This window comes from Terriglobales bacterium (assembly GCA_035457425.1).
Lineage (GTDB): Bacteria > Acidobacteriota > Terriglobia > Terriglobales > Acidobacteriaceae > JACPNR01.
In genome coordinates this window covers 1-22,679 of record DATIBR010000161.1, presented here as the reverse complement: position 1 = coordinate 22,679, position 22,679 = coordinate 1, and the positions used below count along the sequence as shown (strand labels likewise).

The 22,679-nt window shown below is 66.8% G+C and carries 21 protein-coding genes; 9 read left to right on the top strand and 12 right to left on the bottom strand.

Annotation, left to right across the window (positions count from 1 at the left end):
- The 7 genes from VLA96_12265 to VLA96_12235 all read right to left on the bottom strand — a co-directional run.
- The coding region (locus VLA96_12265) for a cytochrome c3 family protein (GenBank protein HSE49974.1) at window positions 1–454 on the bottom strand (454 nt) is incomplete at its 3' end.
- A gap of 360 nt (window positions 455–814) precedes the next feature.
- A complete protein-coding gene (locus VLA96_12260; protein ID HSE49973.1) occupies window positions 815–1,507 on the bottom strand; it encodes an amino acid racemase in 693 nt (230 codons plus the stop codon).
- A gap of 12 nt (window positions 1,508–1,519) precedes the next feature.
- Window positions 1,520–2,569, bottom strand: a complete 1,050-nt coding sequence (gene add, locus VLA96_12255; protein HSE49972.1) for an adenosine deaminase — start codon at window positions 2,567–2,569, stop codon at window positions 1,520–1,522.
- Between the two features lie 6 nt (window positions 2,570–2,575).
- The gene (locus VLA96_12250) at window positions 2,576–4,051 is read right to left on the bottom strand and encodes an amino acid permease (GenBank protein HSE49971.1); all 1,476 of its coding nucleotides are present in this window, start codon (window positions 4,049–4,051) and stop codon (window positions 2,576–2,578) included.
- 134 nt (window positions 4,052–4,185) lie between these two features.
- Window positions 4,186–4,338 carry a hypothetical protein gene (locus tag VLA96_12245; GenBank protein ID HSE49970.1) on the bottom strand — a complete coding sequence of 51 codons (153 nt, stop codon included), beginning with the start codon at window positions 4,336–4,338 and terminating at the stop codon, window positions 4,186–4,188.
- Window positions 4,339–4,451: 113 nt separating this feature from the next.
- Window positions 4,452–6,971 carry a UvrD-helicase domain-containing protein gene (locus tag VLA96_12240; protein ID HSE49969.1) on the bottom strand — a complete coding sequence of 840 codons (2,520 nt, stop codon included), beginning with the start codon at window positions 6,969–6,971 and terminating at the stop codon, window positions 4,452–4,454.
- Between the two features lie 96 nt (window positions 6,972–7,067).
- Entirely contained in the window at window positions 7,068–7,463 is a 396-nt protein-coding gene (locus VLA96_12235) for a DUF971 domain-containing protein (GenBank protein ID HSE49968.1), read from the bottom strand.
- Window positions 7,464–7,504: 41 nt separating this feature from the next.
- On the opposite strand from VLA96_12235, the gene VLA96_12230 reads away from it, so the two are divergent.
- From VLA96_12230 to VLA96_12220, 3 genes are all read left to right on the top strand, one after another.
- Window positions 7,505–7,813: a hypothetical protein gene (locus VLA96_12230; protein HSE49967.1), complete on the top strand. Its 309-nt coding sequence runs from the start codon at window positions 7,505–7,507 to the stop codon at window positions 7,811–7,813.
- Window positions 7,814–7,901: 88 nt separating this feature from the next.
- The gene (gene rpmB, locus VLA96_12225; GenBank protein HSE49966.1) at window positions 7,902–8,090 is read left to right on the top strand and encodes a 50S ribosomal protein L28; all 189 of its coding nucleotides are present in this window, start codon (window positions 7,902–7,904) and stop codon (window positions 8,088–8,090) included.
- A 182-nt stretch (window positions 8,091–8,272) separates the two neighbouring features.
- Window positions 8,273–10,627, top strand: a complete 2,355-nt coding sequence (locus VLA96_12220; GenBank protein ID HSE49965.1) for a PQQ-dependent sugar dehydrogenase — start codon at window positions 8,273–8,275, stop codon at window positions 10,625–10,627.
- Between the two features lie 184 nt (window positions 10,628–10,811).
- Here VLA96_12220 and fusA read toward each other — a convergent pair whose 3' ends face one another.
- Window positions 10,812–12,926 (bottom strand): elongation factor G, encoded by a 2,115-nt coding sequence (gene fusA / locus VLA96_12215; protein HSE49964.1) that lies wholly within the window; start codon window positions 12,924–12,926, stop codon window positions 10,812–10,814.
- 185 nt (window positions 12,927–13,111) lie between these two features.
- On the opposite strand from fusA, the gene VLA96_12210 reads away from it, so the two are divergent.
- The 4 genes from VLA96_12210 to VLA96_12195 all read left to right on the top strand — a co-directional run bounded on the left by VLA96_12210 (window position 13,112) and on the right by VLA96_12195 (window position 16,024).
- A complete protein-coding gene (locus tag VLA96_12210; GenBank protein ID HSE49963.1) occupies window positions 13,112–14,023 on the top strand; it encodes a hypothetical protein in 912 nt (303 codons plus the stop codon).
- Between the two features lie 160 nt (window positions 14,024–14,183).
- Window positions 14,184–14,522, top strand: coding sequence for a hypothetical protein (locus VLA96_12205; protein HSE49962.1), 339 nt, complete (start codon window positions 14,184–14,186; stop codon window positions 14,520–14,522).
- A gap of 36 nt (window positions 14,523–14,558) precedes the next feature.
- Window positions 14,559–15,308: a transporter gene (locus tag VLA96_12200; GenBank protein HSE49961.1), complete on the top strand. Its 750-nt coding sequence runs from the start codon at window positions 14,559–14,561 to the stop codon at window positions 15,306–15,308.
- Between the two features lie 80 nt (window positions 15,309–15,388).
- The gene (locus VLA96_12195) at window positions 15,389–16,024 is read left to right on the top strand and encodes a thioredoxin domain-containing protein (protein HSE49960.1); all 636 of its coding nucleotides are present in this window, start codon (window positions 15,389–15,391) and stop codon (window positions 16,022–16,024) included.
- 222 nt (window positions 16,025–16,246) lie between these two features.
- On the opposite strand, the gene VLA96_12190 is transcribed toward VLA96_12195, so the two are convergent.
- Window positions 16,247–18,745, bottom strand: coding sequence for a fibronectin type III domain-containing protein (locus tag VLA96_12190; protein HSE49959.1), 2,499 nt, complete (start codon window positions 18,743–18,745; stop codon window positions 16,247–16,249).
- Window positions 18,746–19,147: 402 nt separating this feature from the next.
- On the opposite strand from VLA96_12190, the gene VLA96_12185 reads away from it, so the two are divergent.
- Entirely contained in the window at window positions 19,148–19,783 is a 636-nt protein-coding gene (locus tag VLA96_12185; GenBank protein HSE49958.1) for a TetR/AcrR family transcriptional regulator, read from the top strand.
- A gap of 76 nt (window positions 19,784–19,859) precedes the next feature.
- On the opposite strand, the gene VLA96_12180 is transcribed toward VLA96_12185, so the two are convergent.
- Window positions 19,860–20,342: a redoxin domain-containing protein gene (locus VLA96_12180; GenBank protein ID HSE49957.1), complete on the bottom strand. Its 483-nt coding sequence runs from the start codon at window positions 20,340–20,342 to the stop codon at window positions 19,860–19,862.
- 162 nt (window positions 20,343–20,504) lie between these two features.
- Here VLA96_12180 and VLA96_12175 point away from each other — a divergent pair, with 162 nt between their 5' ends.
- Window positions 20,505–21,443, top strand: coding sequence for a deiodinase-like protein (locus VLA96_12175; protein ID HSE49956.1), 939 nt, complete (start codon window positions 20,505–20,507; stop codon window positions 21,441–21,443).
- A gap of 74 nt (window positions 21,444–21,517) precedes the next feature.
- Here VLA96_12175 and VLA96_12170 read toward each other — a convergent pair whose 3' ends face one another.
- Window positions 21,518–22,315 carry an ATP-binding cassette domain-containing protein gene (locus VLA96_12170; protein HSE49955.1) on the bottom strand — a complete coding sequence of 266 codons (798 nt, stop codon included), beginning with the start codon at window positions 22,313–22,315 and terminating at the stop codon, window positions 21,518–21,520.
- A gap of 154 nt (window positions 22,316–22,469) precedes the next feature.
- A partial coding sequence (locus VLA96_12165) for a hypothetical protein (protein ID HSE49954.1) occupies window positions 22,470–22,679 on the bottom strand: 210 nt, incomplete at its 5' end.

The following is a 22,679-nucleotide window of genomic DNA, read 5'->3' as shown; positions in this document are numbered from 1 at the left end:
ACAACGGCTGGTCGTTGCGGTCCTGCCACGCCATCGACAGCGGCGCCAGGTGCCAGCCGTGCCCGCCGGGGACGCCGGTCGCGGCCAGGTCCGCACCTTCATGACAGTCCGCGCAATTCGGTCCGCCCTTGGCCTTGCTGGTCGCTCCCTGGTGACAGGTGGCGCAGGCCAGCCCCGGTACGCCGCGACCGTCGGGCCCGCGTACCACGTTGAACTGGTGGCGGCGGCGGTCGTCGCCTTGCTGCGGATAGTCGGTCGCGGTGTGGCAGTTCAGGCAGCGCGGATGCACCAGCACCGAGTAGACCTGCTCCCACGCCGCCAGGCCGCGGGCGGCCGAAGCCCTGGGCTGCGCGGCGCGCGCTTTGCCTTTCGCTTTGGGAGCTTGCGAGGAAGCCGGCGCGAATGCCAGCAGGAGGAGGAGCGCGAGCGCCGACAAGGCTGCGCGAAGTCGCATACGTGCCTCCGACGGCCCACAGCGGGGCCAGGGTGACTCAACATCGGAGATCCCTCAGCGGCTGAGGGACGCGGAAAAAAGAGGCAGCCAGTATGCTCGTCCGCGCGCGCCACGGTCAAGGCGCGCACTTTCGCCGCCAGGGAACGGTGGGGGCTTCTGCTACTTCAGGTTTGCGACGCTCGCCAGCACCACCGGCGCCAGCAGCGCCAGGATGGCAAACACGAACAGCAGGTCCGTAAGGATTTTCTTCACGATGACTGCCTCCCCGAATGAATGCACTGCGACTTCTATGACTTATCGATTGTCGGGGAGGAGGAGAAACTCATCGGTGCAATGACTCACGCCTCCCTGTGACGGGTGTCACCGGCCACACGCGCGCTTGAGGGCGGCGCGGGCGAGCAGGCGCGTGGAATCGAGTGTCGGCAGGGCGGAGTCGCCGGGTTGGACCAGCAGCGGGATCTCGGTGCAGCCGAGCACGACGGCGTCACAGCCGCGCTGCCGGAAGTCGTCGATGGAGTCCTGAAAGAAGAGCAGCGAGTCGGGCGGGAACTGGCCGTAGACCAGTTCGTCCATGATGACACGGTCGATCTCGCGGCGGCCCGCTTCGTCGAGGAACTCGCAGGCGATGCCGAGCTGGCCGAGCTTCTCGGGGTAGACCTGCGTCGAGGTCAGCGAATACGTCCCGAGCACGCCGAGCCGCTTGAAGCCCTGGCGCTGCGCCTCTTTCGCGACCTCTTCGGCGATGTGCAGCCAGGGCAGCGGCGACTTCCCGAGCACGTGCTCGAAGGCCGCGTGGATGGTGTTGTCGGGGCAGATGAGGAAGTCGGCGCCGGCGTGCGCGAGCTTCTCCGCCGACGACAGCATGAGGCGCGCGACGCCCTCCCAGTCGCCCTGCGGGTAGTGCTTCTTGTACTCGCCGAGCGAGTGCGTGTGCATCGAGACTTCGGGATGGTCGTGCGCGCCCATCACGGCGGCGCCCTCGATGCAGATGGTGCGATAGCAGAGCGCGGCGCCTTCCGCGCTGCAAGCTACGATGCCGATGTGCTGGGGCATGACTTTATTGCCTCAAACCAGACTATCGATCCGCTGGAGGAACGCGAGCTTCTTTTCCGGCGGCAGGAAGCTGGCCTCGAAGGAGTTGCGCGCCAGCTCGCGCAGGTGCTCTTCGCTCAGCTCGAACGCCTGTTGCGCGAGGGCGTACTCGCGGGCCAGCGACGTGCGGAACATCGGCGGGTCGTCGGAGTTGAGCGTGACCATCACGCCGAGGTCGAAGTACGTCTTGAGCGGATGCTGCTCGAGGGCCGCGCAGCAGCTCGTCCGCAGGTTGGAGGTCACGCAGACCTCGACCGGGACCTGGCGCTCCACCAGCACGGCCATCAGCTCGCGGTCCTGCCAGGCGTTGAGGCCGTGCCCGATGCGCTCGGCGCCCAGGTTGAGCGCGCCCCACACCGATTCCGGGCCGCCGGTCTCGCCGGCGTGGCAGGTGAGGCGCAGGCCCTGCGCCTGGGCGTAGGCGAACTGCTCGCGGAAGAGCTCGGGCGCGGCCTGGCGCTCGTCGCCGCCGATGCCCACGCCGACGACGCTCGCGTAACCTTCGTGCTGGAGCCGCGCCGCCTCTTCGAAGACTTTTTGCACCCGCTCGGGGCCGAAGTGTCGCACGGCGTCGACGATCCACAGAAGCGAGACGCCGAAGTCCTTCTCACCTCGCCTGCGGCCGCGCTCGGCGGCCTCCAGGTAGGGGGCGAACTCCTGCTTGCGCCAGTGCAGGATGCCCGCCGAGATGTAGGCCTCGGCGTGCAGCACGCCGTCGCTCGCGAGCGCGCGCAGCATCTCGTAGGTGATGAGCTCGTAGTCTTCCGGCGTGCGCAGCCGCTCGGTGACGGCCTTGAACGCCATCAGGAAGCCGGTGAAGTCCTGGTAGTGGTACAGCGCGGCGACTTGCTCGAGCGTGAGCGGCTGGGCGTCGTGGCGGCGCGAGAGCTCGACCAGCGTCTCCGGGCGCACCGCACCCTCGAGGTGCAGGTGCAGCTCGGCCTTGGGCAGCTGCAGGATGAACGCCGAGGGCGTGAGCCGCTCGGCGTCGAGTCCTGCTGGATGTGAGGTTCTGCCAGCCACGGACCGCTAGCCGCCGGCTTTCGCGAACTCGCTGCGATGCCGGCTGTACAGGAAATAGATGACCAGGCCGATGCCCAGCCACGCAAAGAAGCGCAGCCAGTTCATGATCGGCAGTCCGGCCATCAGCAGGATGCAGAACAGGATGGTGAGGATGGGGACGATCGGGCCGCCGGGCGCGCGGAAGCCGCGCTTCCGGCCGGGATCGCGATAGCGCAGGATGAGCACGCCGCCGGCGACCAGCGCGAAGGCGAACAGCGTGCCGATGTTCGAGAGGTCGGCGAACGTCCCGATGTCGAACAGCCCGGCGGGAATGCCGACCACGAAGCCGGCGAACCAGGTGGAGAAGGCCGGCGTGCGGAACTTCGGATGCACGCGGCCGAAGGCGTCGGGCAGCAGGCGGTCGCGCGACATCGCGAACCACACGCGCGCCTGCCCGAGCTGGAACACCAGCAGCGACGAGATCATTCCGAGCATCGCGCCCGTCAGCACCGTGATGCGCACCCACGGCTTGTTGAGCTTGGCCAGCAGGTTCACCACCGGCGCCGCCGAGTTCGAGACTTCGGAGTTCCACATCTCGACGCCGCAGTACACCAGCACCACCGCTACATAAAGGACGGTGCAGACGATCAGCGTCGCGATGATGCCGATGGGGACGTCGCGCTGCGGGTTCTTGGCCTCCTCCGCCGCGGTCGAGACCGAGTCGAAGCCGATGTAGGTGAAGAAGATGATGGCGCCGCCGGTGAGCACGCCGCCCCAGCCGTTGGGCATGAAGGGCTTGTACTTCGCCGGGTCGATGAGGTGCGCGGTGAAGCTGACGAACACCAGGATGGCGATGACCTTCAGCAGCACCATGATGTTGTTGGTCTCGGCCGACTCGCGGATGCCGCGCACCAGCACCACGGTGAGCGCCATCACCACCAGGAACGCCGGCACGTTGAAGCCGAAGTGCCAGCCCGGGTCGAATTGCGACGAGCCCGACGGCAGGTAGGCCGGGAACATCCAGGTCTTCGGCAGGTGGACGCCGAAGAAGTCGAGCAGGTTCACCAGGTGCTCGCTGAAGCCGACGCTCACCGCCATGTTGCTGACGGCGTATTCCAGGATGAGGTCCCAGCCGATGATCCAGGCGATCAGCTCGCCCATGGTGGCGTAGGTGTAGGTGTAGGCGGAGCCGGCGATGGGGATCATCGAGGCCAGCTCGGCGTAGCACAGCGCCGCGAACGCGCACACGATGGCCACCAGCACGAAGGAGAGCGCGATGGCCGGCCCGGCGCCCGGGCGCCCGAACGTGGGCGAGTGGTAAATGAGGTACTCCAGCAGCGGCGCGTGCAGCACGCTTTCGGCGGTGAACTTCTGCCCGGCCATCGCCGTGCCGATGATGGTGAAGATGCCGGAGCCGATGACGGCGCCGATGCCGAGCGCGGTCAGCGACCAGGGCCCGAGCGTCTTTTTGAGCTGGCGCTCCTCGACCTGCGAGTCCGCGATCAGCTTGTCGATGGACTTCCTGGCGGTGAATTGTGAGGGCAGGATCGTTCTCCTGTGGTCGTCGGTCGTTGGCCCTCGGTCGTCGGCCGCGGCGGTTCAAGCCGACGACCGACGACAGAAGACCGAGGGCGCAGTTAGCGTTTCGCGGTTCCGCGCGCCATCTTCTTGACCTTGCGCTTCTTCGAGCCGCGATTGTAATCGCGCGGCTTCTTCGGCGCCGCCTTCTTGCGCGCCGCCCGCTTCGCCTTCTTGCGTTCTTCCCTGCTCAGCTTCTTGGTGTTTGCCATTCTTTCCTTCCGAAACGCTTAAGAAATGTGAGAGCAACTGCCGAATTGCGGAACTGCCGAAGTGCCGAATCTCAAATTCGGCAGTTCGGCACTTCGGCAGTTCGGCAGTCCGTTCACGCCTTTTCCAGCTGCGCGAACTTCTCCACCAGCTTCTTCAGTCCGACGCCGGGGAATTGTACCGTAATCTTCGCGTCTTCCCCGTCGCCCTCGCGCTTGTAGACGACGCCCTCGCCGTACTTGGGGTGGCGGACGCGCTGGCCCGGCTTGAAGCCGCGCTTGCCGGTCTGCTCCGGCGCCTCGACCTTCGGGCGGCTGAACTTCTTCCCTCTGGAGGCGAAGAACTCCGCGATGTTGTCGATGGAGTTGTAGGCGCCGCCGCCGTAGCTGGGCTTCTTGCGCACCGGCTTGGCGCCGCGCGCGTAGCTCACGCGCTGGTCGAAGTCGTCGCCGGTGTGACCGCCGAAGTCGAAGTCGTCGGCGCCCGCTGCGTAGGGCGTGGCCTTCCGCGTCTCGCGCCTGGTGGGCGACCCGAGGTCGTCGAGCAGTTGCGGCGGGATCTCTTCCAGGAAGCGCGAAGGCACGCTGGCTTCGGGCAGGTCGGTGCCGTAGCGCCGGCGATAGCGCGCGCGCGTGAGGATGAGCGTGTTCATGGCGCGCGTCATCCCGACGTAGCACAGCCGGCGCTCCTCTTCCATGTCGTCGGGGTCGAGCAGCGTGCGCGAGTGCGGGAACAGGCCCTCTTCCATGCCGGCGAGGAAGACCAGCGGGAACTCCAGGCCCTTGGCGGCGTGCAGCGTCATGAGCGTGATCTGCGCGCGCAGGTCGAGCGAGTCGGTCTCGGCGACGAGCGCGGCGTGGTCGAGGAACTCGCTCAAGGTCTCGCCGCGGTCGCGCGCGTCCATCGCCGCGTTCACCAGCTCGCGGAGGTTGTCGATGCGTGAGTACGCCTCGGGCGTGGCCTCTTCCTCGAGCTGCTTGATGTAGCCGGTGCGGTCGATCAGGAACTTGATGATCTCGGGGAGAGTCGCGGGGCCTCCGGGAGCGCGGAAGCCTTCGACTTCTTGATTTTCGATTTCTGATTTCTGATTTGTGATTTCCTCTACGCTCTCTGCGGGCTCTGCGGTTAAAGAGGTCTGGCTGGCGCGCTCGACGAAGGTGCCCTCCAGCATCGCCCTGGCGTCCTCGATGAGCTCGCGGAAGCCCTGGAACGCCTGCAGCGCGCGGCCGGGCAGCAGGTTCTGCTCGATGGCCGCCAGCATCCCGCCCCAGGGCGAGGTGCCGGTCTCGAGCGCGATGCGCTCCAGCGTCTCCAGCGTGGTCTTGCCGATGCCGCGCGCCGGCGTGTTCACCACGCGCAGGAAGGCGATCGAGTCGTCCAGGTTCTGCACCAGCTTGAGGTACGAGATCATGTCCTTGATCTCGGCGCGCTCGTAGAACGAGAAGCCGCCAACCACGTGGTACTTGAGCTGGTAGCGCCGCAGCGCTTCCTCGAACAGGCGCGACTGGAAGTTGGTGCGGTAGAGCACGGCCGCGCGCGGCGACTCCTCGCCGTCTTCGCCGGCCTGGCGGAAGTAGCGCTGGATGTAGTCGGCGGCGAACAACGCCTCGTTCTCGCCGTCGGGCGCCTCGTAGTAGCCGATCTTGGCGCCGCCCTGGCGCGCGGTCCACAGCTTCTTGCCCTTGCGCTTGACGTTGTTCTCGACCACCGCGGTCGCGGCCTCCAGGATGGGCTGCGTCGAGCGGTAGTTCTGCTCCAGGCGAATGATCTTCGCGTCCGGAAAATCCTTCTCGAACTCGAGGATGTTGCGGATATCGGCGCCGCGCCACGAGTAGATGCTCTGGTCCTCGTCGCCCACCACCGCGACGTTCTGGTGCTTGCTGCCGAGCAGCCGCATCAGCTCGTACTGCGGGCGGTTGGTGTCCTGGTATTCGTCGATCAGCAGGTACTGGAAGCGGCGCTGGTAGCGCTCGCGCACTTCGGGGACGTCGCGCAGCAGGCGCACGGTCTCGAGCAGCAGGTCGTCGAAGTCGAGCGCGTTGGCCTTGCGCAGCTCCTGGCGATAGATCTGGAAGACGTGCGCCACCTGCTCCGACTTGGGATCGTGCGAGGCGAGGAAGTACTCCTGCGGGTCGAGCATGTGGTTCTTCGCGAACGAGATGCGCCCCAGCGCGATGCGCGGCGTGAGCTGCTTGTCGTCGAGCCCGAGCCGCCGGATCGCGGCTTTCACCACCGACTGCTGGTCGCTCTCGTCGTAGATGGCGAAGTCTTTGCGGAAGCCGGAGGTGACGGTGCGGTGGTGCGAGTCTTCGCCCTTGACCAGCAGGGCTTCGATGTCGCGCCGCAGCACGCGCACGCAGAACGAGTGGAAGGTCGAGATGACCGGCTGCGCGAGCGTGCTGCCGCCGATCAGCTCGGTCACGCGGTCCTTCATCTCGGCCGCGGCCTTGTTGGTGAAGGTGACCGCGAGGATGGAGTCGGGCGCCACTCCGGCCTGCTCGATCAGGTACGCGATGCGGTAGGTGATGACGCGCGTCTTCCCCGAGCCCGCCCCGGCGAGGATCAGCAGCGGCCCGTGCGTCGTCTCAACCGCTTCCCGTTGTTGAGGATTTAACTTGTCGAGGAAGGAAGACATCTGACCCGATTTTAATTGCCAATTGCCGATTGCCAATTGCCGATTGGAACCTCGCGCCGGTTTTCAACCTGCGATCGGCGATTGGAAATCGGCAATCTACTTGAAATGTTCCCGCTCCGCTTCCCGCACCGCCGCGCACTCCGCGCACGGGCAGATGTCGCGCAGGTAGTCCCAGCTGAAGATGCCGTGCTCGTGGCCGTCCGACCACGTGAAGCGGATGGCATATTTCCCCACGGCCTCGGCGTGGACCGGTTTCGCCTGCGGCTTGAAGATGGGCAGCTCGCCCGGCTTGGCCTTCGGTTTCTCCCACGGCTCGCGGTCTTCCTTGCCGCGCGCGTCGTCGCACAGCGCGCACGGACACGCGCCGCGCAGGTAGGGGAAGTCGAAGTGCGAGAAGTGGCCGTCCTTCCACTCGATGTCCACACCGGTGCCCGCGGTCAGGTTGATCTTGACCGACTTGGGATCCGGCGCGGCGGGCGGGTTGACCGGCATCTCTTCATTCTCGCACGCGCGCATGCTGCTACAGTGTCGGCGTGCTGATCGAGGCGCCGGGAAAAGCCAAAGTCCACCTGTTCTTCTGGACGGTGGTGTGCGTGGTCGGCGTGTGGGGCTTCTGGACGCGCGCCACCTGGTGGGCGCAGCTGCTGATGGCCCTGCTCACGCTCTGGGCTTGGAGCGGGATCACGGCCAGCGCCCGCGCGCTCAAGCACGGCTTCTACGACATCGACCAGCCCGAGACGCCCGAAGAGAAGGCGCTGGCCGCGAAGTCGAGCTACCTGCCCATCCCGCTGGCCCTGCTCACGCTCTTACTTCTCCTGAAGCTGTTCGTCTTTCGCCGGTGACGCCGCCGGGTTTGCCCAACCCGCGGCCTCTCCTGTAAAATCAGTACTTTGGCCCACCAGTCCTGATCCCACTTGGAGTCAAGCAGTCATGGCAAGAGTCTGTGAAATCTGCGGCAAGGGGCCGCAGTTCGGCAACAACATCAGCCACGCGCACAACGTGACCAAGCGGCGCTGGAACGTGAACCTGCGCCCGGTGCACGCCCGCGTCGGCAAGACGACCAAGCGCATGCGCGTCTGCACCAACTGCCTCAAGTCCGGCAAAGTCGTCAAAGCCTAGCCCTTCGCAAGTAAAAAGCCTGCTCGATCGAGCGGGCCGTTCTGCGCCCCGAATGACAATTGACAATTGAAAAATGACAATTTGAGACCTGCCTGAGCGCAGGTTTTCAATTTGTCCTTTGTCCTTTGTCATTTGTCCTTTTGTCGGCTACTCTCCCTTCCTCCCCACTCTGGCCGATGCCCTTGCCTCGCTCATCCTGGCGGACGCTCGCCGTCCTGCTCGCAGCGCTCTTGCTCTGCGCCGCCACGGGTGCGCAGACCTTCAGCGACTCCGGCTTCGTCTCGGAAACGGTCATCCAGGTGGACCAGTACGGCCCCACCGGCTTCGTCTTCCTGCCCGGCGGCCGCATGCTGCTGTGGGAAAAATCCGGCGTCATCCTGATGGTGAAGCCCGACGCGGCGCCCAACAGCTACGTCATCACCGGCACCTTCGCCGACGTGAGCGCGCACGTGAACCGCTACTGGGACCGCGGCCTGCTCGGTGTGGCCATCGATCCCAACTTTTCCTCCAACGGCTACGTCTATCTTTCCTACGTCTTCGAGAACACCGCCGACCCGCTCAGCGCGGGCGCGAAGACCTCGCGCGTGACGCGCATCCAGGCCGACCCGGCGAATCCCGACGTCGCGCTGCCGGGCGAGACGGTGCTGATCGGTTCGGTCGGCACGCCGCCCTGCCCCGAGCCGCCGTCGAGCGGTGACTGCATCCCGGCCAACGAGGTGTCGCACTCCATCGACCTGGTGAAGTTCGGGCCCGACGGCAAACTCTACGTCTCCAATGGCGACGGCGCGTCGTTCTCGAGCGCGACCTCCGGCAGCCTGCGCGCGCAGAGCCTCGACAGCTACTCCGGCAAGATCCTGCGCCTGAATCCCGACGGCTCCGCGCCCACCGACAACCCCTTCTACAACGGCGCGAACAACACCCGCGGGCGGGTGTACGACTACGGCCTGCGCAACCCGTTCCGTTTCGCCTTTCACCCGGCCACGGGCGAGCTGTTCATCGGCGACGTAGGCTGGAACCAGTTCGAGGAGGTCGATCGCGGGCGCGGCCGCAACTTCGGCTGGCCGTGCTACGAGGGCAACGGCCCCGAGCAGGATTTCCAGAACGCATTTCCGTCGCAATGCGGCGGGCTCAGCGTCACCGCGCCGATGTACACCTACGGCCATGCGGTGGGCGCCACCATCATCCTGGGGCCGTTCTACGACGACGACAACTTCCCCGCGCAATACGCCGGCAGCCTGTTCATCGCCGACTACGCCGGCGATTGGATCCGCCGCATCACGTTCGACGCGAACGGCAACATGACCGGCGTGGTGGACTTCGCGACCGCGGCCGGCGGGCCGGTGCACCTCGACCTCGGGCCCGACGGCGCGCTCTACTACATCGCGTTCCCCGCGGGCCAGCTGCGGCGCATCCGCTACACCGGAGCCGGCAACCGCGCTCCGGTCGCGGTCGCGAGTGCTTCGCCCACTTCGGGTTACTCGCCGCTTGCGGTGGACTTCTCCGCCGCCGGCAGCTCCGACCCGGACGGCGACGCGCCGCTCACCTACACGTGGGATTTCGGTGACGGCAACTCGGGTCCGGGCATGACCGTCACGCACGCCTACAACTCCGCGACCGTGCAGACCTTCACCGCCACGCTGACCGTGACCGATCCGAGCAGCGCTGCGAGCAGCGTGACCGTGAGCGTGACCGTCGGCAGCGTGCCGCCGGCCGCGACCATCGGTTCGCCGGCGAACAACACGACCATCCGCCCGGGCCAGACCATCCACTTCAGCGGCTCGGCCAGCGATCCCGACGAGACGCTGCTCGACTCCGCGCTCGCGTGGCAGTTGCTGCTGCACCACAACACGCACGTCCACACCATCGCGACCGCGAGCGGGCCGAGCGGCAACTTCGTGGTGGAGGACCACGACCCGGCGAGCAGCTACGCCTACGAGCTCATCCTGACGGCGACCGACTCCAGCGGGCTCAAGGGGACAGCCGGCATCAGCATGCCGGTGGCGCAGCCGGACTACACCATCACGGCCGACCCGCCCGCGCAGACCATCAGCGCGGGGCAGTCGGCGCAGTTCACCATCAGCGCGACGGCGGCCGGCGGCGGCGGCGCGTTCTACGACTCGGCCATCTCGTTCAACTGCACCGGCCTGCCGAGCCTGAGCTCGTGCGTGTTCTCGCCTACGCCGATCACACCGGGCACGGGCACCGCCACGACCACGCTGACCATCCACACCACGGCGCCGTCGTCTGCGGCGGCGCAGCCGGCGCCGTTCAACCCGCTGCCCTTCTACTTCGCGCTGCTGGGGATGCCGCTGGCGCTCGTCCTCGCGCGTCGCGCTCCGCGCAGCCGCCAGTACGGCTTGCTGGGGATCGTGCTGCTGGCGCTGCTCGGGCCGGCCTGTGGTGGCGGCGGCGGAAGTTCCACGCCGCACGGCGGCGGCGGGTCGCCCGGCACCGCGCACGGCACCTTCACCGTCCACGTGCATGCGACCTCCGGCACGAACTCGCACCAGGCGAACGTCACCCTCACGGTGCAGTAGGCTCGTCGACGCTAGGACGCGGATACAGTTGCCTGTTCAGGAACAGCTCGAGCGCGCCGGTGCGGGCGATAGGCCTCTACAGCAACGAAAATGCCTGCTGGGACTCAGCAGGCATTCTGGTTCGTGAGATGCTTCGTCGCTTCGCTCCTCAGCATGACACTCCCAGAGGAGCTCCAGAAAAGGCTTACTCTTCCACTTCCACCTCTTCGCCCTTGCCGACCTTGTGCTGCGCGACGATCTTCTCCTGGATCTGCGCCGGCACCACGTCGTAGTGCGACATCTCCATGTTGAACGAGCCGCGGCCCTGCGTCATCGACGTCAGGTCCACGCCGTAGGTCAGCATCTCCGACATGGGCGCCTCGGCCCGCACGATCGTCTTGCCGGCCTTGTTGTCCATGCCCTGGATGCGCCCGCGGCGCGAGTTCAGATCGCCCATGATGGCGCCGGCGAACTCGTCGGGGATGGTGATCTCGATCTTCATGATGGGCTCGAGCAGCGTGGGCTTGGCCTGTTCCATCGCCTTCTTGAAGGCGATGCGGCCGGCCGTCTTGAAGGAAAGCTCGTTCGAATCGACGTCGTGATAGGAGCCGTCGTAGAGCGTGACCTTGAAGTCCACGACCGGGAAGCCGGCGAGATAGCCGCGCGCCGCCGACTCCACGATGCCCTTCTCGACCGCCGGGATGAAGTTCTTCGGGATGGCGCCGCCGAAGATGTCGTTCTCGAAGACGAAGCCGCCGCCGCGCGGCATGGGCTCCATCTTGATCTTGCAGTCGCCGAACTGGCCGTGCCCGCCGGTCTGCTTCTTGTGGCGGCCGTGCGCGTCGGCCTTGCCGCGGATGGTCTCGCGGTACGGCACCTTCGGCGCCTTCAGCACCACCTCGGTGTGGTAGCGCTTCTTCAGCTTCGAGACGATGACTTCGATGTGCTGCTGTCCGGTGCCCGCGATCAGGAACTCGTTGGTCTGCGAGTCGCGGTAGAAGCGGATCATCTTGTCTTCTTCCATCAGCTTGTGGATGCCGTTGGAGAGCTTGTCTTCATCCGCGCGCGTCTTGGGCTCGATGGCGAAGGTGATGGCCGGTTCCGGCAGCGTGACCTGCGGGAACTGGATGGGCGCGGCCTTGTCGCCCAGCGTGTCGCCGGTGTGCGTGTCCTTCAGCTTCGCCACCGCGCCGATGTCGCCGGCGTGCAACTCCGTCACGCCCACCGCCTGCTTGCCTTGCATCACCGACAGGTGCGAGAACTTTTCCGCCGCCGAGCGCGTGAAGTTCTGCACCGCCGACTCGTTCTTCAGCACGCCGCTGACGACCTTGAAGTAGCTGATCTGCCCGGCGAACGGGTCCGAGACCGTCTTGAAGACGTACACCGAAAGCGGTTCGCTGTCCGATTCCTTGCGCACCGGGTGTCCGCCGCCGTTCGACCCGGCCGTCGCCACGCCCTCCACCGGCTTGTGCTCGCCCGGCGTCGGCGTGTACTGCACGATGAAGTCGAGCAGGAAGTCGGTGCCCACGTTCCCCAGCCCCGAGGTGAACAGCACCGGGAAGATGCGGTCCTCGCGGATGGCGTCGTGCAGCGCGGGAATGAGGTCTTCCTCCGGGATGGTCCCCTTCTCGAAGAACTCTTCCATCAGCTCGTCCTTGCCTTCGGCGACCAGCTCCACCAGCTTCTCGTGCAGCTCCTTCGCCTTCGCGGCCATCTCGGCGGGGATCTCGCCTTCTTTCCCCTTGCCGCTGCCGCCCATCTCGTAGGTGTAGGCCTTCATGCGGACGAGGTCGACCACGCCGGAGAGCGACTTCTCTTTCCCGATCGGCAACTGGATGGGCACGACGTTGCGGCCGAACGCGCCCGTGAGCGAGTCCATCACGCGGTCGTAGTCGGCGCGCTCGCGGTCCATGCGGCTCACGACGATCACGCGCGGCATCTCCGCTTCTTCGGCGTACTGCCACACCTTGTCGGTCACCACCTCCACGCCGGCCACGCCGTCGACCACGACGACGAACGACTCCACCGCGGGGATGGCCATCTTGGCTTCGTGGACGAACATGTTGAAGCCGGGCGTGTCGAGGATGTTGATCTTTACCTTGCCTTGCCACTCGGCGTAGGCCACGCCGGTGGTGGTCGTCATCTGGCGGGCGATGGACTCTTCGTCCCAGTCGGTGGTGGTGGAACCGTCGTCCACGCGGCCCAGCTTGGGCGTGGCGCCGGCGCTGAACAGCATGGCCGAGACCAACGATGTCTTGCCGGCGTGAGAGTGACCCACGACCGCGACGTTACGGATGTTCGCGCTCTCGTAGACCTTCACAAATAGCTCCGAATTTTAGTCCCGGTTTCGCAACGGGACAGATAAGCCCGAGCAGTTGGGAGCGGGGGCTGGATCCCGCGGCTGGCGGGACGAGAAGCGCAACGAGGTTAGCACACGGGCCTTGCCGCGCGCAGCCGCGCGTCCTAGAATGCCGCTCCCCCTCGCCCACATTCCGGAGGTCCGCCATGCGACGCCTTGCTGTCCTTATTCTTCTCGTCTCGTTCCCGGTCGCGCTCTGCGCGCAGGCCGCGCCCGGCGCCGCGCCGCAGACGCCCCGCCAGGCTCTGCTCGACATGGTCTTCTCCAAGGATAGGGACTCTGTCTTGCGGCATCTGCCGGCCGTCACAGTCGCCAAGTTGAAGGAGGCGGGCATGGAGGAGCAGGTGGCCGCCGGACCGCCGCTGCCGGTGTCGCGCGACATGCAGGGCGTGAAGACCTTCGACACCGGCCCCGTGCTGCTTTCGGTCGAGCTGCCCAAGGGCGACCACTTCCAGCTCACGGTGCTGCGCGAAGACGTGCAGGGCACGACCGCGTTCCTCGAGCTCGGTTTCAGCGGCATGCGGGCCGGGCAGAAGTCGAGCGACATCAGCGCCGGCATCGACCCGCGCATCCTGATCCGCATGATCCAGGAAGCCGGCGTCTGGAAGCTCGCCGACCTCGGCTTCAGCGCGCACGTTCCGCTCGACGATCCCAAGTTCCTCGACGCGGTCGCGAAGGAAGCCAAGGCCGGCCGCTCGGCCGCGGGGCAGTCCACCGCCGTCGGCTCGCTGCGCACCCTCAACACCGCGCAGCTGGTCTACAAGATGAGCTACGACCGCTACACCTGCTCGCTCGCGCAGCTCGGCGGCGTCGGCAAGGGCGACCCCACCGCGCAGCACGCCCAGCTCATCGACGAATCGCTGGAGAGCGGCACGAAGAGCGGCTACCTGTTCAAGCTCACGCGCTGCGACGCCGCCGGCACCAAGTACCGCGCCAGCGCCGCGCCCGCGACCCCCGGCGCCGGCCCGGCCTATTGCACCGATGAGTCCGGCAAGATCCGCAAGTCCGACGACGGCAACCCCGTGAATTGCTTCGTCGCCGGCAAGCCGGTGGACTGAACTGGCTCGCGGCTGGCAGCTGGCGGCTCGCAGCGGGACACTCGGCGGCAAGCTGCCAGCCGCAAGCCGCCGCCAGGCGGGGCCTTAGTACCATCGGGCGATTTATTTTCCTGTCACTTGGCACGGCCCTCGGAACTCTGGGAGAATATTCGGACGCATTATGCGTAGAACCTGTGCCAGCCTGCTGCTGTTGCTCGTCCTGGGCGTGATCTTCGCGCCGCTGGCGCACGCCTCCTACGGCAGGTCCGCGCACGCCTGCTGCCTGAAGAAGACCCACGGCAAGACGGCCATCAGCCAGGCCGCCTCGCACGGCCAGAGCCGGCATGCCTGCTGCACGCTGGCAACGCTCGACACCGCCACGCCCGCCGCGCCGCGGCCGGCGACGCGCCCGCAGCTCGCGCATCCCGTCATCGAAGAGTTCTATCCCGCCGAAGACTCGGCCGAGCCCCTCGCACTCGAGTCCGACCGCGCTCCTCCCGCTGCCTCCTCCGACCGCTAGGCCCTCGTCACCATCTCATCCTGTTCGGAGGATGCTGTGTCCCTGCGCAGCCGTCTGCTGCTGGTCCTGTTCCTGCTCGTGGCGCTGCCCGCGCTCGCGCACGACAGCGAGCCCATCAACACCGAGTTCGCCGCGCCCTTCGCGCGGCGCGCCGGCAACGTGCAATTCGGCTTCTCCTACTTCTGGAACACCGAGCTGCACGACGTCGTTCCCATGGCCTTCGAGTACGGCTTCGCGCCGCGCCAGCAGATCGCCATCGAGATGCCCATGCTGTGCGCCCACGAGCCGGGAGCGACGCTGTTCCGCCCGGGCAACCTGGAGATCCAGTACCGCTACCTGCTGGCCGGCGGCAGCGAGCGCAAGTTCGCGCTCTCGCTCAACCCCTCGCTCGGCATTCCCAGCGGCGACAAGCGCATCGCCGAGCGCGCCTGGGAGGCCGGCGGCGCCCTCCATCTCGATACCCATCTCCACCCCCGCTGGTTCACCCACATGAACCTCGGCTACGAGACCCCGTTCGCCGACTTCGAGGAGAAGGAGAAGAACTTCTTCTACAAGTTCGCCGCCATGTACGAGGCGACCGAGCGCCTGCAGCCGGTGCTGGAGTTCGTGGGCGAGCACGACTTCCACTCCCGCGAGACGCGCGCGGCGCTCGTCCCGGAAGCTATCTGGCGCGCGAGCGAGCGCTGGGAGCTCAAGGCCGGCGTCCCGGTCGGGCTCACCTCGTCCACCCCCGACATCGGCGTGCAGTTCCAGCTGAGCTGGAAGTTCGGCGAGGGACATCGCTAGCCGCGCGCCCCCGCCGTTTCCGGTAAAATGGAGCCACGCATCTTTCCGGCTTTTTCGGGTTGAACACCCAAGAAGGATCTATGAAGAAGACCGTTCTGTCCCTGTTCGCCGCCCTGCTGCTTCTGGCCGTCGCTGCCGCGGCGGGCGACACCTCGATCCTGCGCCCGCCCAAGGGCTACAAGCTCGCCATCGTCGAGTTCGCCGACCTCCAGTGCCCGGACTGCGCGCGCGCCGAGCCCGTCATCCAGGAGGCGCTCCGCACCTACAAGATCCCGCTGGTCCGCTACGACTTCCCGCTGCCCATGCACAACTGGTCGTTCGAGGCGCACGTCAACGCGCGCTGGTTCGACGGCAAGTCGAAGCAGCTGGGCGACGCCTACCGCTCCTACATCTACCGCAACCAGCCGTCCATCACGCGCGAGAACCTGCGCACCTTCACCGAGAAGTTCGCCAGGGAGAACAAGCTCTCCTTCCCGCTCTTCGTCGACCCGCGGGGCGAGCTGGCCGCCAAGGTGCGCGCCGACTACGCCCTCGGACAGAAGGTCGGTATCCAGCACACGCCCACCATCTACATCGTGAGCGACTCGACCAAGGGCACGCCCTTCGTCGAGGTGGTGGACCGCTCGCAGTTCTTCCAGATGATCGACGACATGAAGCGCCAGGTCGGCGGCAGCGTCACCGCCTCCACCGCCAAGCCGGCCAAGAAGGCGCAGTAACGATGTAGCGCCCTCGACCCGAGGGCGCAAACAAGAAGGCCCGCCTCGCGGCGGGCCTTTTCTTTCGGCCAGTCTTGCTACTCGATCTCAAAGGACGCGCCGGCAGCTCAGGGTCGGCGCTCCCGGAGCGGGCCGCTTGTGCGACCCGCTTGAGCTGCCGGCGCGGTCCCTGCACCGGCGCGGGGTTGGAGCCGTCGCGCCGGTGAGCTTGTTGCGACAGCGCTACTTCGCCTTCGCGCTGTCTTCGTTCGACTTCGGCGACTCGCCCACCGCGTTCACCGCCGTGACCTTGTAGTAGTAGGTCGTGCCGGAGGCGAGGCCTTCGTCGCTGTAATGCGTGGTGTTCCCCACCGCGACCAGGAACGTCTCCAGGCCCGGCGCCACGCTCCGATAAATGCGGTAGCCCGTGACCGGCGCGGTGCCCTGGTCCTTGGGCGCCGACCAGGTAAGCATCACGCCGCCCTTCTTCGCGGTCGCCTTCAGGCGCTGCGGAGCGGAGGGCGCGGCCGTGTACGCCGGGGTGAGCGCTACTTCGTTCGAGGTCGCGCTGTCGCCCTTCGCGTTCGTCGCCGCCACGCGGTAGTAGTACGTGGTGCCGTTGGTGACCGCGGTGTCGTCATAGTTGTTCACGACGCCGAGCGTCTGGTAGAGCGTCTCGCCGCCGCTCGATGTCCCGCGGTACAGCTTGTAGCCGGTGATGGCCGAGCCGCCGTTCGACGGCGTCGTCCAGGCAAGGTGGTTGACGGTGTTGCCTTCCATGCCGCTCAGCACCGGCGCTCCCGGAACGGTGGCGAACAGGCCATCGTAGGCGGCGAACAGCGGCAGCCCGCCCGACTGGCGCGCGATCGTGCCGAGCTTCGTCTTCACCGCGTCCTGCGCGTCGGCCGGCGGCTGGCTGACGCAGTTGTTCGGCGGCGGCGTGCCTTCGATCGGGTCCGAGACCGGCGGCAACTGGTCGTCGATGCAGCCGTCGGCGTACCCCACCAGCACGCGCCCCTGCTTGTCCACCGTGATCCCCATGAAGTCGAGCAGGTTGCGGCACGGGTTGTCGCCGCCGCCCAGCCAGATGCAGCCGCGCTGCACCGGATCGCCCGGCGTCGCGTTGTAGGTCGTCCAGGTGTTGCCGCCGTCGTAAGTGAACGAGACGTACAGGTGCCACACGCCCTGGAAGGTCGCGCCCTGCAGGTCGCCGCCCGCGTCGGTGCCGAGGAAGGCCATCGCCGCGCGGTCGTCGTCGCCCGCCACCACGCTGGCGAACGCTGCGTTCTGGATGTTGTGCTGCGTGCCCACGTTCACCGGCTGCGACCAGGTCGCGCCGCGGTCATGCGACACTGCCATCATCGGGAAGTGGTCGCCGTCGATCCAGCCGAGATACACCGTGCCGTTCGGCCCGATGTCGACCCAGGGATCGCTGTTCGCCGCCACGCTGCCCGGCACCAGCGACTTCGTCCAGCTCGTGCCGTTGGTCGTCGAGACGTGCACGCCGATCTGCCCGCCGCAGTCCTTGTTGGGCAGGTAGAGCGTGCCGTCGGGCGCGGTGCGGATGTGCCCGTGCAGCCCGCCGCAGTCCGTGATGAGGTACACCGGCGTGCCCAGCCCGAAGGTGATGCCGCCGTTCATCGAGACCGCGCACTGCGCCGACGCCACGTCCTGCGCGCAGTACTGCACGCTGTTCGGATAGTTGTAGATCGGATCGGTCGACGAGAAGCCCGCCGGGAACGGCCCGCCGCCCACCGTCTGGTGGTCGACGAAGGTGGCGACGCCGCAGCCCACCGGGTTCTGGAACCAGTTCGCGCCGTCATCATCGGTGAACGCCATCAGCGAGCATGCCGCCATCAGCTGCGAGACGAACGTGCGCCCGGTCTTCGCGTCGGTGAACAGGATGGGGTCGAGCGAGATGCGCGAGACGATGGGCGCGCCCACGTTGCCGCTCCACGTCGCCGTCGCCGGCGTCGTGGTGTCGTTGAAGGAGACCCGGAACGTCGTCAGCCCGGCCAGGAACATCACGTTGCCGGACTTCCAGTTCACGCCGATCGAGGGCTCGTTCGCCGTGCGGCCCGCCTGCGACTTCGTGCCGTCCGCCGCGGTGATGACCGGCGGCGTGTAGTTGTCGAACACCTTCGCCGTCGGCGGCGGCGGCGCCGGCTTCTGCGTCAGGTTGAACGTCAGCGTGACGTCGTAGCGCGGGATCGGCAGCGGCGACAGCGAGTTCAGCACGATCACGCGATACGTCCCTGCCGGAACGTTGGAGCCCACCGCGGTCTCTTCCGCGCGGCCCGTGCCGCCCGCGGCCGCCGGATTGGTGTCGTCCGACGAGGCGACCACGTTCCCCCGGCTGTCCACGATGAACAGGCCCACGTCGTCGAGCGAGGGGTCGGTGCCCTCCGGCGTCTGCCACGTCAGGTGCGCGGTCACGTTGCCCGCGTGCGTCTCGTAGTAGTTCGCCGGCAGCTCGACCGTGAGCACGAAGATCTCGCACACGCCCGGAGGCGCGACGTTCGTGCCCGCCGCCTGCTGCGTGCAGGTCGGCAGCGAGTAGTTCGTGAAACCGGATGAGACCGCCAGCGGCCCGCCGGTGAAGGTGATCGTCTGCTTGGTGCCGAGTGTGTCGTCGGATGGCGTGGTGAAGGTGCCGGAAGAGGGGGTGGCAGCCTGGAGGGTGCTCGCGAGCGACAAGAGAGCGAGTGCGAGCACGAGGGCAAAGCGCGCCGAATGCTTCATGCAAGTGTCTCCGTGCGTTGATGTGGGGAAACAGGGAGCCGTGGGCCGCGGGTCCGTAAGCACGACGAGCGACGCGAAACGCGACGCGAAGAGGGGGAGAGATTCATGTGCGCCGAGTAGCTAGTCGTGCTGCTACTAGCTAGGACTAGACGTGCGTACATCCAATTCGAGTTGCCTGTGATCAGGAACATTTGGGCGCCGAGAGACGTGCAGCTAGTAGTACGACTATCTACTGGGCGGCAATCCTAAGCGTGGTTGGGAGGCCCTGTCAAGCCCGCCGTCCCGCCACTTGGCGCCGCCCAAGGCTCCGCCCCGCCGCCTTGGTAGGCGTGAGGGCGCCCCGACCTGGTTCCCGCCCGATATTCCTTGAACCGCGTCCAAAACCGTAGTAGGGATATGACTATGGCCTCCCCACAATCGGCCTCCGACTCGCAGAAGATCGCGGGCTTGTCGTCGCACGACCGCATCCTCCAGGCGGCCAAGCACCTGTTCGCCACGCGCGGCTATGAATCGACCAGCACGGTCGCCATCGCGCGCGCCGCCGGCACCAGCGAGTCGCAGCTCATCAAGCACTTCGGTTCCAAGGAAGGCCTGCTGGAAGCCATCTTCGACATGGGATGGGAGCGCATGTCCTCCATGTTCCCCGCGCTCCAGCCCATCGCTTCGCCCGCCGAGCGCCTGGAAGCGCTGCTCGAGATGATGCTCTCCGGCATGGAGCGCGACCCCGAGCTCAAGGAACTCATGCTGCTGGAAGGCCGCCGCATCCGCAAGGAAGGCCACATGGTCATGCTCACCGGCGGCTACCTCCGCCTGGTGCAGATGGCCGACGCCATGATCACCGAGATGAAGCAGAAGGGCGAGCTGCGCGACGACGTCGAGCCCCAGGCCCTGCGCTGCGCCCTGATGGGCATGCTCGAAGCCATGATGCGCGACCAGATCCTCGCCCAGCGCATCGGCTTCCCCGCCAAGTTCAAGACCGACGAGCTGCGCAAGATCTTCCACACCGTCCTCGCCGCCTTCAGTAAGAAACTGCGCTAGGGCAGCCCTTCTGGGCGTCTCGCGAACAAAGAAAAAGAGACGGCCAGAAGGCCGTCTCTACCGAAGCTCCTCGCGTCTAGAGTTTCCGCAGCACCTCGAAGCAATCCTCGTTGTCGGGCTGCTTATCGAGCGGGTAGACCTTCGCGAACACGATCTTCCCCTGCTTGTCGATCACGAAGACCGCGCGCTCGTTGATCCCGGGGATGGGGTCGCCCGCGCGCAGCACGCCGAACTTCTTCGCCACCTCGCCGTGCGGATAGAAATCCGACGCCAGCGGGTAGTTCAGCATGCCGATATCTTTCTTCTGCCACGCGATGTGGCTGGGGATCGAATCCACGCTTATGCCCACGACCTGGGCATCGAAGCCGGCGAACTTTTCGAGGTCCGCGTTATACGCCGGCATCTGCGCGGTTCAGACCGGGGTCCAATCCAGCGGATAGAAGGCGAGCACCACGTTCTTCTTGCCCCGCAGGTCACTCAGCTTGAACTTGTCTTTCTTATCGCCGGTGACGGCCGGGACTTCGAAGTCCGGGGCCTGGTCGCCCACGTTCAATGGCATAAGGCCTCCACTCACTATGAAGTACTGGGTGCAACCCTTGATTCTATGCGGCGGTCGCGGGCAGGGCAAGCTGCCCTTCCGGCCTAAGGCGCGGTGGAAAACGAAGGTCGCGCGCCGCGCATCGTACCGACTGGCCGTTCGACATCCGCCCGGAGGAGTCCCATGTTCGGTTTCGGTCCGCGCTACAACTACGAGCGCTTCACGCGCGAGATGCTCGACCCCAAGCAACACCGCGCGCTGTTCGAGGACGCGCCGCGTCCCGGCGAGCGCGCTCCCGACTTCGAGGGGCGCACGCTCGCGGGCGACCGCGTCCGGCTCTCCGATTTCCGCGGCGAACGCAACGTGGTGCTCGTCTTCGGCTCCGGCACCTGCCCCATGACCGCCGGCTCCATCCGCGGGCTCAACGCGCTCGCCGAAGAGCTGCGTTCCGACGACCTGGAGTTCCTGTTCGTCTACGTGCGCGAGGCGCATCCCGGCGAGTCGCAACCCGCGCACCGCTCCTGGGAAGACAAGGTCGACGCCGCCGAGCGCTTCCGCGACGAGGACGAAGTCACGATGCCGATGGTCGTCGACGACGTCCGCGGCGCCATCCACAGGAAGTACGGCAAGCTGCCCAACCCGGCGTTCGTGGTGGACAAGTCCGGCCGCATCGCCTATCGCATGATGTGGACGCAGCCCGCGCCTCTGGCCGCCGCGCTCGACGAGCTGCTCGAGGCGCAGCAGGAACGCGGCGCCGAGCACGCCATCGTGCAGGGCGGGGAAGACCTCTCCATGCCGCTCAACTACGCGCTCTTCCACGCCTACCGCGCGCTCGAGCGCGGTGGGCGCCAGGCGATGGAAGACTTTCGCCAGGCGATGGGCGTGCGCGGCCGCATCGCCCTCGCCGCCAGCCGCATCGCCGAGCCCATGTCGGAGAACGCCGGCAAGATCGCCCTGACCGCGGCGCTCTCCGGCGCCGTGCTCGCCGGCGGCATCTTCGCCGGCATGCAGTTGCGCAAGCGCCGCAAGCCGCTCGCGCCAGATCCCTATAGCTTTCCCAAGCCGAAGGAGCCGCGCAGCGACCGCACCGGCACCGACGACTACGAATCGCTCGGGATCTGAGCTTGTTCAGGGGTAAGCGCCGGCGACTCGCCGGCGCTTTTTCCTTTCGGTCACTCTGGACCGTGGACTGTGGACTAGACACTCACTTCCGGCGTAGCCGCCAGCAGCGTCCGCGTGTACTCGTGTTGCGGCCGCTCCGTGATCTGCTCCGTCGTCCCCAGCTCCACGATCTTTCCCGCTTGCATCACCGCGATGCGCGTCGCCAGGTACCGCACCACCGGCATGGCGTGGGAGATGAAGAGGTAGGTGAGCCCGAAGTCGCGCTGCAGCTCGCGCAGCAGGTTCACGATCTGCGCGCCGACCGAGACGTCGAGCGCCGAGACCGGCTCGTCGCACACCACGAACCTCGGCCGCAGCGCGAGCGCGCGCGCGATCACGATGCGCTGCCGCTGGCCGCCCGAAAACTCGTGCGGGTACCGTCCTAAGGCCGACTCCTCCAGCCCCACCGCCCGCAGCAGCTCGCGCGCTTTCTCGGCCTGCGACTGCCTGGTCCCGTCGCCGTGGATCACCAGCGGCTCGCTGACGATCTCCGCCACGCGCATCCGCGGGTCGAGCGAGCTGAACGGGTCCTGGAAGACGATCTGCATGTCGCGCCGCAGCTTGCGGAGCTCCGCGCCGCTGGCCGCGAGCACCTCGCGCTCTTCGAAGCGCATACTCCCCGACGTCGGCTCGATCAAGCGCAGGATGCACCGCCCGAGCGTCGTCTTGCCGCAGCCCGATTCGCCCACCAGCCCCAGCGTCTCGCCCGCCGCGATCGCGAACGACACGCCGTCGAGCGCGCGCACTTCCTTCGCCCCGCGCACCGCGGTCCCAAACACCGACTCGCTCGCCGGATACACCTTGGTCAGCTCGCGGACTTCGAGCAATGGCATGGTTCTAGTCCTTTGGTTCCTTTCGACGAACGGGCCATGCGAAAGCAAGCAACGCGAAGAGTGGAATGGTTGCAAGTGCCGCAGGGATGAGAATCGTTTCCCATCCGCCGTGAAAAATGAAAGCCGCCATATCGTCCTCCTGGATTATGAACGATTAGCGCGACTGCCCTTGCACTTCCTTGACCACCTGGTCGAACTCCGCCCCGAGCGCGCGCACCAGCGGCGCGGCGTCATATACCTTCAACCCGCCGTCGATCGTGCCCACGATGAGCGACACCCTCCCGGTCCGCCGGAAGTTCGCCACCACGCGCGGATATCCGCCCACCGCCGCGTTCAGCCGCATCTGGCCCTTGTCTTCGTCGAT

Coding starts and splice junctions, on each gene's coding strand:
- VLA96_12260 (HSE49973.1), bottom strand. CDS start 1,507: ATGCCCCAGCACATCGGCATCGTAGCTTGCAGCGCGGAAGGCGCCGCG.
- VLA96_12245 (HSE49970.1), bottom strand. CDS start 4,338: ATGGCAAACACCAAGAAGCTGAGCAGGGAAGAACGCAAGAAGGCGAAG.
- VLA96_12240 (HSE49969.1), bottom strand. CDS start 6,971: ATGTCTTCCTTCCTCGACAAGTTAAATCCTCAACAACGGGAAGCGGTT.
- VLA96_12235 (HSE49968.1), bottom strand. CDS start 7,463: ATGCCGGTCAACCCGCCCGCCGCGCCGGATCCCAAGTCGGTCAAGATC.
- rpmB (HSE49966.1), top strand. CDS start 7,902: ATGGCAAGAGTCTGTGAAATCTGCGGCAAGGGGCCGCAGTTCGGCAAC.
- VLA96_12210 (HSE49963.1), top strand. CDS start 13,112: ATGCGACGCCTTGCTGTCCTTATTCTTCTCGTCTCGTTCCCGGTCGCG.
- VLA96_12205 (HSE49962.1), top strand. CDS start 14,184: ATGCGTAGAACCTGTGCCAGCCTGCTGCTGTTGCTCGTCCTGGGCGTG.
- VLA96_12195 (HSE49960.1), top strand. CDS start 15,389: ATGAAGAAGACCGTTCTGTCCCTGTTCGCCGCCCTGCTGCTTCTGGCC.
- VLA96_12190 (HSE49959.1), bottom strand. CDS start 18,745: ATGAAGCATTCGGCGCGCTTTGCCCTCGTGCTCGCACTCGCTCTCTTG.
- VLA96_12185 (HSE49958.1), top strand. CDS start 19,148: ATGGCCTCCCCACAATCGGCCTCCGACTCGCAGAAGATCGCGGGCTTG.
- VLA96_12175 (HSE49956.1), top strand. CDS start 20,505: ATGTTCGGTTTCGGTCCGCGCTACAACTACGAGCGCTTCACGCGCGAG.
- VLA96_12170 (HSE49955.1), bottom strand. CDS start 22,315: ATGCCATTGCTCGAAGTCCGCGAGCTGACCAAGGTGTATCCGGCGAGC.